At 34.1% G+C, this 16,941-nt stretch carries 16 protein-coding genes; 4 read left to right on the top strand and 12 right to left on the bottom strand.

The window, feature by feature from the left end; genetic code table 11:
• Positions 1 to 100 precede the first annotated feature (100 nt).
• Together CAR_RS02945 and CAR_RS02940 are read right to left on the bottom strand one after the other, a co-directional pair.
• Positions 101 to 1,003, bottom strand: a complete 903-nt coding sequence (locus tag CAR_RS02945; protein ID WP_013710224.1) for a YsnF/AvaK domain-containing protein — start codon at positions 1,001 to 1,003, stop codon at positions 101 to 103.
• A gap of 42 nt (positions 1,004 to 1,045) precedes the next feature.
• A complete protein-coding gene (locus tag CAR_RS02940) occupies positions 1,046 to 1,525 on the bottom strand; it encodes an LURP-one-related/scramblase family protein (RefSeq protein WP_013710223.1) in 480 nt (159 codons plus the stop codon).
• A gap of 210 nt (positions 1,526 to 1,735) precedes the next feature.
• On the opposite strand from CAR_RS02940, the gene rpoN reads away from it, so the two are divergent.
• Positions 1,736 to 3,088, top strand: a complete 1,353-nt coding sequence (gene rpoN / locus CAR_RS02935) for an RNA polymerase factor sigma-54 (protein ID WP_041556111.1) — start codon at positions 1,736 to 1,738, stop codon at positions 3,086 to 3,088.
• A 121-nt stretch (positions 3,089 to 3,209) separates the two neighbouring features.
• On the opposite strand, the gene CAR_RS02930 is transcribed toward rpoN, so the two are convergent.
• The 5 genes from CAR_RS02930 to CAR_RS02910 form a co-directional block, all read right to left on the bottom strand.
• Entirely contained in the window at positions 3,210 to 5,009 is a 1,800-nt protein-coding gene (locus tag CAR_RS02930; protein ID WP_013710221.1) for a DUF4153 domain-containing protein, read from the bottom strand.
• A 154-nt stretch (positions 5,010 to 5,163) separates the two neighbouring features.
• Positions 5,164 to 5,964: a formate/nitrite transporter family protein gene (locus tag CAR_RS02925; RefSeq protein WP_013710220.1), complete on the bottom strand. Its 801-nt coding sequence runs from the start codon at positions 5,962 to 5,964 to the stop codon at positions 5,164 to 5,166.
• A gap of 208 nt (positions 5,965 to 6,172) precedes the next feature.
• Entirely contained in the window at positions 6,173 to 6,817 is a 645-nt protein-coding gene (locus tag CAR_RS02920) for a class I SAM-dependent methyltransferase (protein ID WP_013710219.1), read from the bottom strand.
• Between the two features lie 5 nt (positions 6,818 to 6,822).
• Positions 6,823 to 7,980: a cystathionine gamma-synthase gene (locus tag CAR_RS02915; protein WP_041556110.1), complete on the bottom strand. Its 1,158-nt coding sequence runs from the start codon at positions 7,978 to 7,980 to the stop codon at positions 6,823 to 6,825.
• Between the two features lie 13 nt (positions 7,981 to 7,993).
• Positions 7,994 to 8,908, bottom strand: a complete 915-nt coding sequence (locus CAR_RS02910; RefSeq protein WP_013710217.1) for a PLP-dependent cysteine synthase family protein — start codon at positions 8,906 to 8,908, stop codon at positions 7,994 to 7,996.
• A 543-nt stretch (positions 8,909 to 9,451) separates the two neighbouring features.
• Here CAR_RS02910 and CAR_RS02905 point away from each other — a divergent pair.
• Positions 9,452 to 9,883 carry a GNAT family N-acetyltransferase gene (locus CAR_RS02905; protein WP_041556109.1) on the top strand — a complete coding sequence of 144 codons (432 nt, stop codon included), beginning with the start codon at positions 9,452 to 9,454 and terminating at the stop codon, positions 9,881 to 9,883.
• 47 nt (positions 9,884 to 9,930) lie between these two features.
• On the opposite strand, the gene CAR_RS02900 is transcribed toward CAR_RS02905, so the two are convergent.
• From CAR_RS02900 to CAR_RS02880, 5 genes are all read right to left on the bottom strand, one after another.
• The gene (locus CAR_RS02900; protein WP_013710215.1) at positions 9,931 to 10,497 is read right to left on the bottom strand and encodes a DsbA family protein; all 567 of its coding nucleotides are present in this window, start codon (positions 10,495 to 10,497) and stop codon (positions 9,931 to 9,933) included.
• A 132-nt stretch (positions 10,498 to 10,629) separates the two neighbouring features.
• Positions 10,630 to 11,892 (bottom strand): chloride channel protein, encoded by a 1,263-nt coding sequence (locus CAR_RS02895; RefSeq protein WP_041556108.1) that lies wholly within the window; start codon positions 11,890 to 11,892, stop codon positions 10,630 to 10,632.
• Positions 11,893 to 12,014: 122 nt separating this feature from the next.
• Positions 12,015 to 12,728 carry a DUF975 family protein gene (locus CAR_RS02890; RefSeq protein WP_013710213.1) on the bottom strand — a complete coding sequence of 238 codons (714 nt, stop codon included), beginning with the start codon at positions 12,726 to 12,728 and terminating at the stop codon, positions 12,015 to 12,017.
• A gap of 111 nt (positions 12,729 to 12,839) precedes the next feature.
• Positions 12,840 to 13,847 (bottom strand): glycosyltransferase family 2 protein, encoded by a 1,008-nt coding sequence (locus CAR_RS02885; protein ID WP_013710212.1) that lies wholly within the window; start codon positions 13,845 to 13,847, stop codon positions 12,840 to 12,842.
• Between the two features lie 88 nt (positions 13,848 to 13,935).
• A complete protein-coding gene (locus tag CAR_RS02880) occupies positions 13,936 to 14,721 on the bottom strand; it encodes an SDR family oxidoreductase (RefSeq protein ID WP_013710211.1) in 786 nt (261 codons plus the stop codon).
• Positions 14,722 to 14,962: 241 nt separating this feature from the next.
• Here CAR_RS02880 and CAR_RS02875 point away from each other — a divergent pair, with 241 nt between their 5' ends.
• Both CAR_RS02875 and CAR_RS02870 read left to right on the top strand, forming a co-directional pair.
• The gene (locus tag CAR_RS02875) at positions 14,963 to 16,198 is read left to right on the top strand and encodes a carboxylate--amine ligase (protein WP_013710210.1); all 1,236 of its coding nucleotides are present in this window, start codon (positions 14,963 to 14,965) and stop codon (positions 16,196 to 16,198) included.
• A 22-nt stretch (positions 16,199 to 16,220) separates the two neighbouring features.
• Positions 16,221 to 16,925, top strand: coding sequence for an amino acid racemase (locus CAR_RS02870; RefSeq protein ID WP_013710209.1), 705 nt, complete (start codon positions 16,221 to 16,223; stop codon positions 16,923 to 16,925).
• Positions 16,926 to 16,941 lie beyond the last annotated feature (16 nt).

Raw genomic sequence — 16,941 nt, 5'->3', positions numbered from 1 at the left:
TAAACAAAAAGAAGTCGGAAATAAGATTATATCTTATTTCCGACTTCTTTTATGATTCTTTATTTATTTTTAAGCAGTCAATGGATAAATACTACACATTTTACTCATTGTTGTTTGTTAGATGTGTATTGCCTTTTTTATCGACAGTAACATCTTCTTTTTTTACTGTTCTATTAACTTGTTTTGTATCTGTTACTTCCTCTTTATTCAATGATACTTCTTCTTTAACCACTGGGTGCTTCGTTACTTTAATTTCTTCTTCTGTGACAGGAATAACAACTTCTTTATTTTCTGTAGCATGATCTGAATGGTTGTCTTTTAAGTTATGTTGTTCAATAACTATTTCTTCGTGTCTAACAGGAACTTGGATTGTTTTGGTTTCTTCTACTACACGCTTTCTAGCACGCACTTCACCAGTTTGAACTTCCTTAGTTGTGACATCTAATTGCTCTGCTTTCAACTGAATTGTTTCACTTTCTGATTTTTGATGTTGTTCTTCCTTTTCTGAAACTGGGGTGTCAGAAGATTCAGCTGAATCTAAAATCATCGGTTCAGGATTAGCCAATGGATCTGCTTCTAACATAGAAAGCGGGTCTAATGGAGTAACTCGATCTGTCGAATATGATTCATTACTACTAATTTTTTTTGGTTCACCCTTTACTACAACAATGATATTACCATTCGCAATATCTTGTCGGTAATCATCCAAAAGATCGTCGTTTGATTGCGAGGAATCAGATTCGTTAGAGTCATTTGAAGAAAATGATTCTTTTATTTGTTTCCAAATAGAGCGATCATCCCTGCTCTTTTCACTCTTCTCAGTATCTCTATCACTATCATTAGTTGTTCCTAATACATCTGTAGTATTAGAAATAGAATTTTTAGATTCTGTACTAGATATTAAAGTGATATCTTCTTTCTGATAGCCCTCTTCTTGCAATTTATTGACTGCATTTACTGCCTCTTGAGGACTTGCATAGCTTCCTACAACATATCTTTCCATTCTTTTCCCTCCTTAATGATTATCTAAAAAGTTAGTGTGCCTTTAGGTTTCATCTTGCTCATCTATTTGTAGACACCAAATCGCAATAACAATGCCTAACGCTAGTGGAGCATCATTCTCGTCTTTAGTCTCTAAAACAAAAGTATCCCCGTAAGAAAACCATTTTTTCTTAAAAGAAGCAACTTCGGTAAATCCTTCTTTTATTTCATAATCGTCTTTTTCAACATTTCCTTTGATTTTCCAATTTATTTTTTCAATATCGTAATCTGGACCAAATAAGTTTTTTTCTCTTTTTACTTCAGCAATTTTTTCATTTTGTTGATAGATGACGTATTTAGGTGAAAAACCTATTTTTTTCTCTTCAATAGATACTATTATCTCATTAGTTTGATTGTAAACGTGCACTTTATTCCCTATGGATACCCGTTCACTTTTAACAGTATAAACTGTTTCATCTTTTTCATTTCGTACAATTAATTGGTCACGCCATGAAAACCGTTTTTCCTTAATATATAGTTTCATTAGTCAAACACCTGCTTTCATCTACTCGTATTCTAGTTACTCTAATTATAACCATCCATTCCACTGCAAGCTACTCATAAGCAAGATGTGAACATTTATTTACACTATTGTCTCTAGATTTCTCCTTTATTTTAGATGACGTTCTCATTTAAAGTTCGATATGCTATGATAACCTTATCAAAACTTATTAATACTAGAGGTGAAAACGTTTTGAATTTCGAACAAAATTACACTCAACTACAAAAACAGCAATTGACCATGACACCTCAATTGCAACAAGCTATTCAGATGCTGCAATACAATCGAAAAGATTTAGTCGATTTTTTAAAACAAAAATCACTGGAAAATCCTTTTATTTCTATTTCTGTAAAATCAGCACCCCGAACACAAGGGACTTCGACAGAAAAATACAATAGTAACCAATCAAGAACTAATCAATCAACTAGTGGAACAATCTGGGATACATTGGCAACTACAGCATCTACCACTTCTCTTTATTCTGCAGTCATCGAACAAATTCATTTGTCTTTCAGAGATACCGCCTTGCGTGATTTAATTATTTGGCTGGCTCAGTATATTGATCATAATGGTTATTTAACTCTGTCAATGGATGATGCGATTACCCTTACTCAAGCAGAACCGTTAAAATTATTAGATGCATTGACACTTTTACAGCAATTAGAACCTGCTGGTGTAGGTGCCAGAAACTTACAAGAATGCTTGATGCTTCAAACAGAACGAAATGGTCAAGCACCAAATCTTGCTTATTTAATCCTTGAAGAAGAGTTTGAAGCTTTTGCTAATCGAAAATGGGATCACATTGCAAAGCGTTATGCTATTTCATTGAGTGAAGTTCAAGAGGTTTCTGATTTTGTCAAAACTCTTACACCACATCCTGGAGCCATTTTTTCAAATGCTCCTACGCAATACATTCGTCCAGATTTATCCGTTAAAGTAACGGATAATCAAGAGATTGTTGTGCATTCTATTAAGACTGGACTTCCAGTTATTGTCTTTCAGAAAGAATATTATGAGGAATTAAGCGTGTTACAGGATAAAGAAGTTTCAAAATTTATTAATGAAAAACAATCTGAATATGAATGGCTTAAAAAGACACTTATTCAACGAGAAGAAACGATACTTAGAATTGGTATTGCTATTGTAAATGCACAAAAAGAATTTTTTCTATCTGAAGATCGTCCAATTCAATCCTTAACATTAAAATCAATTGCTGAAGAACTTGATATTCATGAATCGACAGTAAGCCGTTCCATTAACGGGAAATACATCACAACAGAATTCGGTGTATTTGAATTAAAAAAATTCTTTACAAACGCTTTGGTAACAACTTCTAAAGATGGTAATGGTTCCATCTCTTCTAACCAAATAAAGAAAAAAATTGAACTCTTCATTCAAGATGAAGATCCTAGAAAACCATTATCGGATCAAAAACTTGTGGATCTTTTAGAAAAAGGCGGTATTGAAATATCGCGAAGAACAGTCACCAAATACCGTGAAGCTCTTTCTATTTCTAGTTCGCCAAAACGCAAGCGATTTGACTAATCATGTGTTACTTTTGAATGACCGTATATTTAAAAGTCTAACTATTTTTCGTTCAGCTCTAGTTAACTAACCAAAAAAACGTGATTGATTCCTGAAGGATCAATCACGTTTTTTAATTCATTTATTTGATATCAATAAATAGATAAAATTCAGCATCATACTGATTGTCATAAATATTAATAGATGTAAAGACTAAATTCATCTCAGCCTGTTCATTCTCAGTTGTCACTGTTGCTTCATCAATCGTGAGCATATTCTCTGTTTCAGTAGTCGAAGCGACTTTCTCCATTGTCTCTTGAAGATCAATACTCATTATAGCCTCATCACTTTCATCCATTAAAATAAGATTTTCTTTTCCATCTGTCTCTTCGGTATATACTGTATATCCCTCATCATCCACTTCAAACTCAATTCTTGGTTGTGGGCTGGAATCATAGTAAGAAAATACAACCATCTTGTCGTACTCTTCAATTGAGATCACAGGACTATCTCCTAAATCTAATGTAGCATAATAAGAGTCTTGTAAGGGTTGTTCATTCAAAAAACCGTTCTCATCATAGATAGGTTGAAAACCAAATACCTCTTCAAATTGATAGGATAGTAGCTGATTATAGGGTACCAGCCACTCGATATCTTCATTGTAGTCCATACTTGTTAAATAATAGACGGTTTGACTGATTTTGATTTTATCCTCTTTAGGAATATCAGCATTCGGAATAATGGAATTTCCTTCCAACATCTGATTTTGTTCAAGTGTTCTTTCTAATAAATTCGTTTGTGATACACGGCTAACAGTGAATGCATCAATTGGAGGCACAATTGAAATCAAAGAAAGTACCATCAACACCACTGCAACCCAGCCATTTTTTCGAATAGGTAAAATGCTAAACAAAACTCCCGCTATGGTCGCAAATATGCCGAACAAGATGACGTAATAGCGTCCATAAGTTAAGCCGGTTTCTTGAATTCTTAAAACGGATGCAATCGTTTGGAACAAAACAATGGGTATCAACACTTTGGGAAATATTTTTCTGAAAAGAATTGCTGATTTTGTCTCTATATTACTTGCTAAAATATACACTACAATAACCGTAATCGAATAAGAAACCAACATGGGCTCTAGCAAATTATTGGTCCAAAAATCTCCTGTAATATTTTGTAAAAGATAGACCAACAAAATAACTGTGAAGATCGTTGTTAATGGGATGATAATATATGAAATCAACAATTCAAGCATCTTAGGAACCGAAACATCATTTTTTATAACAATCAGTTTAGCCGCGCGTTCTTCAGGTGTTAAAGATGATTCCTCTTTTTCACTTAAATATAAGGGGGTATAGGAAAGGAAAAAGATAGGCGCAAATAGTGAGAGCACTAGGTTAAAAGCATGCAAATTCACTTTATAATTTACCGAAAACAGTAACTGATCAATTGCTAATATAATAAATCCAATACCGGCATACAAAACAAGCGTGAATAAAAGTGTCGTAAAAAAAGCTTTAAAAGCGGATAAATAACTTTCATTAAACGTAATCTTATTTTTTATAGTCGGAACCCATATAAATGCAATGGTTAGTATAAAAAAGATAATACCTGTTTTAATAGTCATCTCAAGATCATAATCAGCTGCAGAACCAATTGTAAAATAATAAGCAATCGTCAAAATAACTGCACCAAACATCAATAAGATGCGTTGCGACCTTTTTTCAAAAAAGCGTTCGTAGATTTGTTGTGCTACCGCACTCAAAAATATGCCAACTAGAAAACTATAAACATACTTTGTGTAAGTATCTGTTTCTTGCTGAATCAAATAAGCATTCAGTCCTGCAAGAGCAAGTAAAAATACAACTGTTAATGGATACCTTTTGCTTGCTTGAATGATTCCTTGAAATTTATCCTGGATATTCTGTATCAATTTCATAATTCATCACTCCTTTTTTCCTTCTTGACTCTTAAGACTTATCTTACTCTTATTATGTAGTTAATCTTTATCTTCTGTCAATCATTAGTCCTACTCATTTAAGTATACAAAAAAAACTGACACTAAAGTATCAGTTTTCCTGCAATGCTATTCTTTAATCAACATAATCAGTTTGATCCTTATTCAACCACGAGTACAGCACTCCGATCACTAATGCTCCACCAACATAATTACCTAATAAAGCTAAGAGCCAATTTAGTGCTACAGCTCCTATGGTCATACCTGGAACCGTTCCGCCAGATGCAAAGAAAGCCAATGAGAAAGAAGAAAAGTTGGCTATAACGTGTTCAAAACCTAAATAAGCAAAAATGAAGATAATAAAAATCATGGCAATGATTTTTCCAGCATCATCTTTCATTCGGATGGTACAAAAGACAGCTGTATTAACAATAATATTTGCAAATATACCTTCTGAAAAGACCTGTAAGGGAGTTTTAGCTAATTTTCCAGCCACAGCTGTGAAAAGATAATGATCGCTCGGAAGAGCATGGAACTTATATGTGAAAGATATAACTAAACTTGCAATAATTCCACCAATCAAGTTGAATAAAATACAATAAAATAATATTGCTAGCGCTTTTTTAGGCTTTAGCCACTTCCGTTGGACCGCAACTGTCATATACATCATATTTGAAGTCCCTAATTCAGCATTCATATAAATAATCATGACTAGTGACCAACTAAACATAAACGCATAAAGCATTTTACCTAGTCCAGGTACAATCTCTTCACCGGCTTGGCCAATCATCACAGCAACTGCTGTTCCCAATGTTAAAAATAAACAAGCTAACATCGCACGTACAAAATAACGTGATTTACTATTATCAAATAAATTTTGCTTTTTCATAATGCTTTTTTCAATGTTGTACATTAAACCAGTATTTTGAGTTTCCATTATTTTTTTACCACCTTTAGTTTGTTATCTTTTTAACAATATAATTATTATACCGCATTTAAAATCATTTAAAAGAAGAAATACGCTTTCACAAACTTTTTTTTTTGGACAACCGTCAAATTTTATTCACGACTACTGATAGGAGTTCTAAAAAAACAAAAATAAAACGACACTAAATGAATCAGTGCCGTTTTATTTCTTCATTAAACTAAGCTTGCTTCTCACCTTCAACTATCCAAACGTATTCATTCATTTGTTCAATGGATACGTTAAATCCTGCTAGATTGAACAAATTTAATAAAGTTGGAATAAAAGTATAATATTCTCGTTCTAAATCATCTGCTAATGTATAAAATTGATGTTCTTTAGCTTGTTCGATTTTTTGCTCGAGGGCTTCTTGTGATTCAAACATCGTATCTGCAAAGACAATTTTGCCTCCCTTTTCAAGTTGGTCAGCGTACTTCTTCAAAGCAATTCCTTTTTCTGTATCTGTCAAATGATGGAACACATAGGAACTAACAATGGTATCCACTTGCCTTGTCGGTTTTGGATAATTTTGTAAATCCCCGTCATAAATCATGACTTCACTTGGCAACTTCTTTTTAGCTAGTTCACGCATTTCTTTAGAAGGTTCTATTGGGAAAACCCATTTACCTGATGAGAGTAACCGCTGCGTTAGATTTCCAGTTCCAATCCCAAACTCTAAAACATTCATTCCACTTCTTTGAACAATCTCTTTCAAGATGTTACTGTATCCTTCAAAAACAGCTTTGTATTCAGGGTCATTTCCTTCAACAAAATCATCATAGTCACTTGACCAGTCTGTAAAAATATCTAAAAATTCACGTCCCATACTGTTTATTCTCCTTTGTTGTTCGATACAAATGCTAATGCTTGATCCAAATCATCAATGAGATCTTCTACATCTTCTAAACCAACGGACAAACGAACCAATTCATCTTTTATTCCTGATTTTAAACGAACTTCTTTTGGAATAGATCCGTGTGTCATCAAAGCAGGTATTTCAATCAAACTTTCAACTGCTCCCAAGCTTTCGGCTAGTGTGATGATCATTAATTTTTCAACGAAGTTCTTAGCAGAAAATCCTTCTTTTAATTCAAATGAAATCATTCCACCAAACCCACTCATTTGTTTTTTAGCAATCTCATGTCCTTGATGGTTCTCTAAACCGGGGTAATAGACTTTTTCAATACTCGAATGATTGACTAGGTATCGCACTACTTCATGAGCGTTTTTTTCATGTTCTTCCATTCTGATGCCTAACGTTTTAATCCCTCTTTGTAAAATCCAGCTATCTTGAGGCCCTAAAATTCCGCCAATTGCATTTTGTAAAAAGCCGATTTTATCAGCTAGTTCTTCATTGTTTGTCGTAACTAATCCTGCAACAATATCGCTATGTCCGCCTAAGTATTTAGAGGCACTATGAACAACAATATCTGCTCCTAGTGTAAGTGGACGTTGATGATAAGGGGTAGCAAAAGTGTTGTCAACAATAGTTATCAAGTTAGACTCTTTTGCAATTTTAGCTACAGCCTCGATGTCGGTTATTTTTAGCAAAGGATTGGTTGGTGTCTCTAAAAAAATTGCTTTAGTTTCTGGACGAATTGCTGGTTCAATAGTGCTTAATTCACTTGTATCTACCGTAGTAAATGTTATTCCAAGATGCACGAGTACTTTATTCATTAAGCGATACGTTCCTCCATAAACATCATCTCCCACAATGATATGATCTCCTTTAGAAAATAATGATAGCACAGTATGTGTCCCTGCTGAGCCTGATCCAAAAGCAAAACCTCTAACGCCTTCCTCTAAGTCCTTGATTAATTCTTCTACTGCAAAACGAGTAGGATTTCCTGTTCTTGAATATTCATACCCTTTGTGTTTGCCAACTTTTTCTTGTTTATAGGTTGATGTTTGGTGAATGGGGACATTTACCGAACCTGTTGCTTCATCATGACTGATACCACCGTGGATTAACTTCGTTTTCATTTTCATTTTTGACACTCTCCTATTGATATATTTTTTTACTTAAGTAACGCTCACTGCTGTCTGGAAAAATTGTAATGATCGTGCTTCCTTCAGGTAACTCTTTAGCTTCTCTTAAACAGGCAGCAAACGCTGCGCCGCTTGAACTTCCAACAAACAACCCATTTTTTGCGGCTAACTGCTTAACATAGTAAAAGGCTTCATCATCAGAAATCGTATAGACGTGATCGATTAACGTTTTATCTAAAAATTTAGGTATGAATTCCATTCCTATTCCTTCCGTTTTATGTCCATGAGCTGCTCCACCACCTAAAATCGAGCCTTCAGGTTCAACGATAGTTGTACGAGTCGCAGAATTGTTTTCTTTTAAATAAGCTGCAGTTCCAATAAAAGTTCCACCACTACCTGCCCCAGCTACAAAAGAAGTGATTACCTGTCCTTCCATATCTTTTATAATTTCTGGTCCAAGGGTTTCATAATAAGTTAATGGATTCGCTTGATTTTCAAACTGCATCGGGATATAGCTATTCTTAATTTCTTCAGCCAACGACTGGGCTTTTTCTATTGCTCCAATCATGCCTTTTTCAGTTGGGGTAAAAATTAGTTCCGCTCCAAGGGCCTTCATTAATTCTTGTTTTTCTTGACTAAATTTCTCTGACACTGTAAAGACGACTCTTAATCCAAATTCTTGAGCTGCTAATGCTAAACCAATGCCTGTATTTCCAGCAGTGGGTTCAATAATCGTTGTATTTTTATTTATTAGCCCTTTATCAAAAGCTGCTTTTATTAATTTGACTCCTAAGCGGTCTTTGATGCTCCCACCAGGATTGAACATTTCTAACTTTGCGAATATTTTACTGTTATTCGGTAGGTCAAAACCCTGAATTTCTAACAATGGAGTATTTCCTATCAAATCTTGCGTTTTTCTGAATAACATGTCTTTTCTCCTTATCTTCATTCTCAATTCCTAAAAAAAGGGACAAAAAAAGTGCATGAGTTTTACACTCATGCACAGATCATCTAATTTAATTTAGTTTCTTCTAATGAAAGCCATTTCAATACACCTACTCATGAACTGTTTCCTAACAGCAATCTATAGGGTATAACAAATAGTTGTGTTCACAAAAAAGAAGAAGCTTGATTAAAAGATGATACTTGTCGACATGAGTGGTCTATACAACATAAACAACAACACACGTCTAAACAGTTCATCTTTTTCATTAGGCTTCTTCCTTTCTTAGTTTATTTTTTAATTCAGTGTAAGTGAAATCTTACATCGGTATAGACTCATATTATCAATCCAATTTTTATTTGTCAACTAAAAATAAATAACCCTAGACCAATTTCACTATTCTGCCATACTGTTACTTAAAAAAAACATGATTGCAATACGGAGGTTTTTTTGAGAAAATATACAAGGAAGAATAGTTGCAGTGATTAGCAACACTTCCTATAATCCAAAGTGACAGGAGCAACCTTTGTGTGGACATATAAAACGTTTGATGAATTAACCAAAGATGAATTGTATTTATTTTTAAAAGAACGCAGTGCCATTTTTGTTTTTGAGCAACAGTCTCCTTACCACGACATTGATGGTAGAGATCCTGACAGCATTCATATTTCTTATATCGAGGATGAAGAACTGCTAGCTTATTCCCGCATCTTCGTTACTGATAATGGAAATATTCGTATAGGGCGCGTTCTCGTTACAGAAAAGAGTCGCGGAAAAGGGCTTGCTCGTACATTATTCCGTAATGCACTAACCTATTGCCAAGAACATTACCCAGAAAAAGCAATTGAATTAAATTCTGAAGAATACATCAAAGATTTCTATGCTTCATTTGGCTTTAAAGAAATCGCTGATCCATACCTTGACTCCGGTGTTATCCACGTCACCATGTTACTAGAATAAAATGAGACTGAACTACTCTTAATTAGAGTAGTTCAGCCTCATTTTTTTTAAACTAACTGATACAAATCTTCTGCTGTGACAAATTTTTCTATTAAAGTTGCTTTTTTTTCTTCACCGGTTGTTACCACTAAACAGGATGGTGTATCTGTTGCTCCCATAGCACTTGAAGCATCTTGGTCAAGATCAAATAGATGTTGAACAAAAGGAGAATGGAAATCAAACAAGAATATTTCCATATCTAAATCAGCCAGTTCAGCTGACTCAATCAGTAAATCTTTTGAAAGACCTCTTTTTTGAATAATCATTTTTCGTTGAATAGCCAGTAAAAATTCTCTACCTTTTTTCTTTCCTTGGATAGTAGCTGCGATAAAAGCCAACGATAAGTGAAAACTTTCATTGTATAGCTTATTCCATAAAGCTATTTCAGTCGGAAAATCATTTTCTTTCATATATCGGTAAAGAGTCTGCGTATTGTGATAAGGATAAATTGTTATTTGTGTGTTTTCTTCATAAGCATCCACAAACTTAAGCACTTCATCTTCCATCTTCAAAGATGCTTTACAGATTGGATTAACAAATAAGAAAATTTCTACTTGTTTAGTTCTTTCTACCATAAAATGATTCACCTCAATTCGATATCAACCTATGCTTATATACTAACAGTAATCGGCTTTCACCAAAAATCATTTGCTCAATACTGCATGGAGGGTAGGTTTTTGAATTCTCTTTTCATGGTTTTGATAATATTATTCTTCTTCAAAAAGAGTTCCTTTACGTAAGTAGACTTGCTGAGTTTCATAAATACCTTGATTACCTGAAAAGAGATAACTGATTACACACGTCAAAAAGAGATAAGGCAATGCTCCAGAACCAAAAAGTTCTAGTCCCATAACAAAACAGGCAACTGGTGTATTGCTAGCAGCTGCAAAAACACCAATAAATCCTAGTCCTGCTAAAAAAGGAATCGAAATATGGAAAAGCTGAGCGAGTGTACTGCCTAAAGTGGCCCCAATCGTAAATAAAGGTGTCACTTCTCCTCCCTGAAATCCAGAACCTAGTGTAACAGCTGTAAAGATTAATTTACCTAAGGAATCAAAGGGACCACTTTCCCCTAGAAAAGCTTGATCAATTAAAGGCAGACTTAGACCTAGAAATTCTCTAGTGCCAACAAGAAACACCAAAAGAATAACGATTATTCCTCCAATAAAGCTTTTTATGACCGGATTGTTGAACCAGTTAGACATAATCACTTTTGTTATACGTGTAGTCCAACTAAATAAACGTCCAGTAAATCCAAAAAGAATGGCTGCAATTACTATTTTAATAATAAGACCAGAAGTTGCCTCAGGTACAATCCCCATACTATAATGCGTATGCGAAACACCCAGAAAAGTCGTCACCCAATTGCCGACCAACGCTGCCCACAAGCTTGGAAATAATGCCTCTTGACGGACAAATCCAATAGCTAATACTTCCATTGCAAATAATGTTCCAGCTATAGGTGTTCCAAAAACAGAACTGAAACCTGCACTCATTCCGGCAATTAATAAAATACGTCTTTCATTTTTTGCCATATGAAACACGCGACCTACCGCATCGGCTAATGTTCCTCCAATTTGGACCGCAGTACCTTCTCGTCCAGCAGATCCACCAAATAGATGGGTAACCAATGTTCCAAAAAGAGTAAGTGGAATCAGTCTTTTAGGAATCGATTCTACTTCCTTTTTAGTGCCACGAGCTTCTTGTATGATCAAGTTATTGCCTCGTATAGCATTGCCACCTAGTTTCCAATACAACCAACTAATGGCTGCTCCACCCAGCGGCAATAAATAAAGCAGCCAAGGAAGTGTCGTACGAGTGTTTGTTACAAATGTTAAACTGATAAGAAAAAATGCGGATAAACTCCCTACTCCTATCCCTACTAAGCTGCTATACCATAGCCATTTAAAAAAATAGTACACTATTAGTACAATCTCTGTAGTTTTCATTTTTTTTAGTATAAGTCCCATCAAAATCCCTCTTTAGTTTCGTATTATATTCACTTTTTTATTTTACCATTAGTCCATAATAGTTTCCTATTTTGTTTAAAAAAAGATGGACCGCCAGGGCTGGCGATCCATCTTTTCTAAAATTAATTAGATTGAATCAAATCTTCATAAAAGGCAACTTTTGTCGCATTTTGGTAAGGTAGTAGCCATAATAACCCTATACCTAGAGATAAAACAGATAGTATACCCCAACCTATAAAACTTAGATCCAATACGAAAAGACGCCACTTATGACCCTTCATTAAGTTTTTACTTTCCGTAATACAGTCTAGAGAAGAAATTTTTTCATTTGGTGATAGGTTAGAACGATCCTTATATATTAAGTAAGCTTGTGAGTAAGCATACGATTTTATAATTCCTGGAATAATAAATAACAGGGTCCATAAAGTAGTGAATATCGCAGATATAATATAAATCAACAGTACTCTAAGAAAATATTTTTTTGAAAATACTTGTAGCCCCATTTTTAGTGGTTGAATCTCCATACTGGGATTTCTAAACCAATCTAAAAATGTAAACGAAATACCCACTGTAAAGAGAGTCGATAAAATTCCGCTACCAATATTACTTGTTCCATTTCCAGTTCCATCGTCAGACATCATATAATTATTTACCCAATAGTTAGAACCAGCATCTGAATAATTAACTAATGCAATCACCAAAGCCGCAAAGAGCAATGTAATAAGGATTGAAATTATTGTTGGAATAATATTCAATAGAATCGCATCTTTCCATCTTCCTTTAAGTAGTGCTTTCGTATCATATTTTAATTCTTTTCTTGTTTTATAATTTTGCATTTCTTGCAGCCTCCTCAGGCAGTTGATTTCCTACAGTTTACCAAAAATGAATAGTAATTGTTATTTATTATGAAAATTTAATCAAAAAAGATCGAACAATTTTTCTTTTCCTTACAAAGACTTATCTTCCGTCTCAGATGGTTTTCGTATAATACGCTTTTTTAGAGTAGTCTTATAATTTTCTTTATAGAAACTGCTATCATCCTGCAATAATTTTATCCCTACTTTATAATAAATAGGAATTTTTTTATCGTTAGCTATTTCTTCTTGATAAAGTTGAATGTCTTGCTGAAGTCTCTGTTTAAAGGCTTCATTATCAGAATTACCAGAAGATTGGCTCAATTTATACCCAACAGAAATCATACTTTCCATAAGTTTTTGCAAACCTAAATGTTTTAATTCTGGAAAATCTATTTTTAATAATGCATATAATTTTTCTGTCTCGGTTAGGATGTCATAATATTCTGGTGAAAAACTACTACTGACGATTGTATTTGAACTTCTCACATAATGATAACCAACTTCGCTTGTTATGACTGTTTTACTAGATTCTTTAGCTAATTGATAAGTCGTCACGATATCTTCAAAGATTTTCCCCTCTGGAAAAGCTATTTTTTGAAACAAACTATGATGATAAATTTTATTCCACGTGTAGAAAGCCACTCCTGAAGAATTAAAAATCAGTTCAATCAGTTCACTAGGTTCAAATATAATTCTATTTTTATTTTTCTTTTTAGGAACACTGATGCTGCCATATACTTTATCAAAATTCATGACATACAAAGTCATATCTTTATGCTGAACACTTGCTTTATAAAAATTTGAGAACGCCTCTTTATCAAATCGATCATCACTATCAATAAAAGCAAGAAAGTCACCTGAAGCTACTTCTATACCTTTGTTTCTAGCTGCTGATAATCCTTTATTTTCTTGATGAACAACCTTAATACGCTTATCCAATTTCGCTAATAGCTCACATATTTCTGGGGAACTATCTGAAGAACCATCATTAATTAAGATCAGCTCAAAGTTAGGATACCTTTGCTGCAATACACTCTTCACAGCATCTCCTAGGGTTGAACTTGTATTGTATACCGGCATGATGACACTTATCAACATTTTCTTTCCTCCTTGAAAACGTTCAACTGCTTAAAATCTGTCCAGGCTACACTGAGTATGGTTCAATAGTTTAAAAATAATTTCTTTGCTAAATCGCTTTGATGCTTCCACCGTCAATCATTAAAGATGATCCAGTAACGTACGTATTTACATCTGATACAAGAAAAGTAACAAATTTTGCAAATTCTTCCGGTGTTCCATAACGGCCAAGTGGAATAGCTTCTTGCGCTTTTTTTGTAATTTCTTCCATAGACACATTTTTATTTTTAGCCGTAATTTCATCTAGAGTTGTTATACGATCTGTTGCAATTCGCCCTGGCGCAACCGTATTGATTAAAATATTATATGGCCCTAACTCTTCTGCTAACGTTTTACTAAGACCAACAATTCCTAAACGAAAAGTATTCGAAAGAATCAAATTCGAAATCGGTTGTTTAATGGAAGAAGAAGCAATATTAATAATCTTTCCTCCGTTTTCTTTTAAATCCGGCAAAACTGCTCGAATCGTTCGAATATAGCTCAATAAGTTTAAATGAAAAGCATTTTCCCAATCTTCATCTGAAAAATCTTCAAAAGAACCAGAGGATGGTCCCCCAGCATTATTAATCAAAATATCGATTTTGCCAAATGTTTTGTGTGTTTCTTTTATAAGTTTTTGAATGTCTTCGTTTTTAGTAATATCAGTGGGATAGAAGGCAACCTTTCCTTTTCCAATGGCCGTCAATTCTTTTTGAACCATTTGTAGTTTTTCATAATTTCGACTAGCTATCATGACATTAGTTCCTTCTTTTACTAATTCTGCTGCTATTGCTTTGCCTAATCCTTGACTAGATGCCAACACTAATGCTGTTTTCCCTACCAAATTTAAATCCACTACTACCCCTCCTGTTCTTTCATTTATCGTTTGTGCACTCTTATGTCATTTTTTCATATTCCAGCAAAAAAGTAAACTCTTACCTTCTTGTCTCTTTCGCATATCTTTCGCTTTTATCAAATAGTTATGCTATAATTTTGTCATTTAAGAAAACGTTTTCACCAATTAAACCCTCTATCTTCGTTTAATAACCTCAAAGTTCCCTATCTCTTATCTTTTTCCTTGAAAGGACTGTTTGCTTATGCCAACTGCTATTGAATTACAGCCTTTTATTCCCATTATTTTAGGAGGCAATTTAGGTGCCTATAGCACAGCAAGGTCATTTTATGAAGCTTACAAGACAGCTTCTCTTGTTTTATGTACGATGATTACTGGGCCTATAGATCATTCTATCTTTATTGACCCTATAGTTGAGCCTAACATGATGCAACCAGAAGTACTAGTTAAATTGTTAAACGATATTGAAGACCGCTATCCCAATACAAAAAAAATCATTTTGGCCAGCACAGACAATTACGTTGAACTAATCATCAATCATAAAACACTCTTTCCCATTAGCTGGGTTATCCCTTATGTGGATAAAGAACTCTTTTATTCTGCAACAAATAAAGCAAGCTTTTATAAAATTTGTGAGCAAGAAGGGGTTCCTTACCCTAATACCTTAGTAATAACTGAGTATGAAGCACAATTGCCTTTTGACTTTCCAATTATCATTAAACCTACTGATAGTATGAAATACCATTCAATCGATTTCCCAGGTAAAGAAAAGGTTTATATTTGTAAAAATCAAGAGACTTACAAAAAAATCATCCAAAACATGAAATATAATGGATACGACGATGAAATTATCTTGCAAGAGTATATTGCAGGGGATGATTCCTGTGTCGGAGTTGCTACAGTCTATTCTTCTCATAGAACAGGTGAAGTGAAAGTTGTTTCTTTCGGCCAAACCCTACTTGAAGACCATACTCCATCAGCTATTGGAAACCACCTTGCTATTTTAACAAAAAATGACGATCAAATTGTTCGAGACGTGAAAAAGCTGGCCAAAGCTACCGGATGGACTGGGTTTTCTAATTATGATGTCAAATACGATTCGCGTGATCAAACGTATAAATTTTTCGAACTAAACGCCCGCCTTGGACGCAGCAATTATTATGTGACTGCTGCCGGGAAAAATACTGCTACTTATTATGTGAAAGATTTTATTGAAAATTGTCCAATTGAATACTCCGTAGCAGATAAACAAATTTTGTACTCAACCGTTCCAAAAAAATTATTATTGGATAACATTCAATCAAACGAACTAAAAAAAATCGTCAATCAATTGTACAAAGCCAAAGAAGTTTACCATCCTTTAGCTAGTCAAGAAGAACCTAGTATGAAACGAAAACTGTATGTAAATATTGCTACATTAAACTATTTCAAGAAGTTTAAAGATTACCCTCAACCTTCTCAACTTTATGATCCTATCTAATAACAGAAAGGTCGTCTTAGTCATGAAGAATTTCTTTGCTATTTTAGGCGGCATGGGTACATTGGCCACCACTAATTTTTTAATTGAATTAAACAAAAGACATACCCCTACAAAGGATCAAGATTTTTTTAATTACATGTTGTTCAATCACGCTGAAATTCCTGATCGAACATCGTATATTCTTGATAATTCAGCCCCTAGTCCCCTACCTGCACTATTAGCAGATATTGAGCAACTGAATGTCTTAAAACCTGACTTTATTGTTATGCCCTGTAACACTGCCCATTATTTTATTAACGATTTGATAGATGCAACCTCTATTCCTATCATCAACATGATAAAAGAAACAGTAGCTACGATCCCTTCTAATACTACAAAAAAAATCGGATTAGCTGTGACTCAAGGAACACTAGAAAGTCAATTATACGAACGTGAACTTCTCTTTAATGGGTATGAGGTTATCTTGCCTGATACTACATTGCAACATAAGATCAATGAATTAATTTATACTTATATAAAAGAGCAAGCTATCATCAATCTCTTACTCTATGAAGAAATTCTTGAAGAATTCCAGCAGTTAGGAAGCGATATTACATTGCTTGGATGCACCGAACTCTCCTTAGCTAATAGCCATGACCCATTAAAAAAATTCCCAGTCATTGATGCTGAAAAAATCCTCTTAGAACGAACGTACCAACTCGCCCAACAATTAAAAATGAGAGTTTAAAAAAAACAAGATCTCT

The sequence above is a fragment of the Carnobacterium sp. 17-4 genome (assembly GCF_000195575.1).
Lineage (GTDB): Bacteria > Bacillota > Bacilli > Lactobacillales > Carnobacteriaceae > Carnobacterium_B.
This window is presented reverse-complemented; position numbering and strand designations above follow the sequence as displayed.

Excerpts from the sequence above, each read along its gene's own strand:
- CAR_RS02945 (WP_013710224.1), bottom strand. The coding sequence starts at position 1,003 with ATGGAAAGATATGTTGTAGGAAGCTATGCAAGTCCTCAAGAGGCAGTA.
- CAR_RS02940 (WP_013710223.1), bottom strand. The coding sequence starts at position 1,525 with ATGAAACTATATATTAAGGAAAAACGGTTTTCATGGCGTGACCAATTA.
- CAR_RS02930 (WP_013710221.1), bottom strand. The coding sequence starts at position 5,009 with ATGAAATTGATACAGAATATCCAGGATAAATTTCAAGGAATCATTCAA.
- CAR_RS02925 (WP_013710220.1), bottom strand. The coding sequence starts at position 5,964 with ATGGAAACTCAAAATACTGGTTTAATGTACAACATTGAAAAAAGCATT.
- CAR_RS02920 (WP_013710219.1), bottom strand. The coding sequence starts at position 6,817 with ATGGGACGTGAATTTTTAGATATTTTTACAGACTGGTCAAGTGACTAT.
- CAR_RS02915 (WP_041556110.1), bottom strand. The coding sequence starts at position 7,980 with ATGAAAATGAAAACGAAGTTAATCCACGGTGGTATCAGTCATGATGAA.
- CAR_RS02910 (WP_013710217.1), bottom strand. The coding sequence starts at position 8,908 with ATGTTATTCAGAAAAACGCAAGATTTGATAGGAAATACTCCATTGTTA.
- CAR_RS02900 (WP_013710215.1), bottom strand. The coding sequence starts at position 10,497 with ATGGTAGAAAGAACTAAACAAGTAGAAATTTTCTTATTTGTTAATCCA.
- CAR_RS02895 (WP_041556108.1), bottom strand. The coding sequence starts at position 11,892 with ATGGGACTTATACTAAAAAAAATGAAAACTACAGAGATTGTACTAATA.
- CAR_RS02890 (WP_013710213.1), bottom strand. The coding sequence starts at position 12,728 with ATGCAAAATTATAAAACAAGAAAAGAATTAAAATATGATACGAAAGCA.
- CAR_RS02885 (WP_013710212.1), bottom strand. The coding sequence starts at position 13,847 with ATGTTGATAAGTGTCATCATGCCGGTATACAATACAAGTTCAACCCTA.
- CAR_RS02875 (WP_013710210.1), top strand. The coding sequence starts at position 14,963 with ATGCCAACTGCTATTGAATTACAGCCTTTTATTCCCATTATTTTAGGA.
- CAR_RS02870 (WP_013710209.1), top strand. The coding sequence starts at position 16,221 with ATGAAGAATTTCTTTGCTATTTTAGGCGGCATGGGTACATTGGCCACC.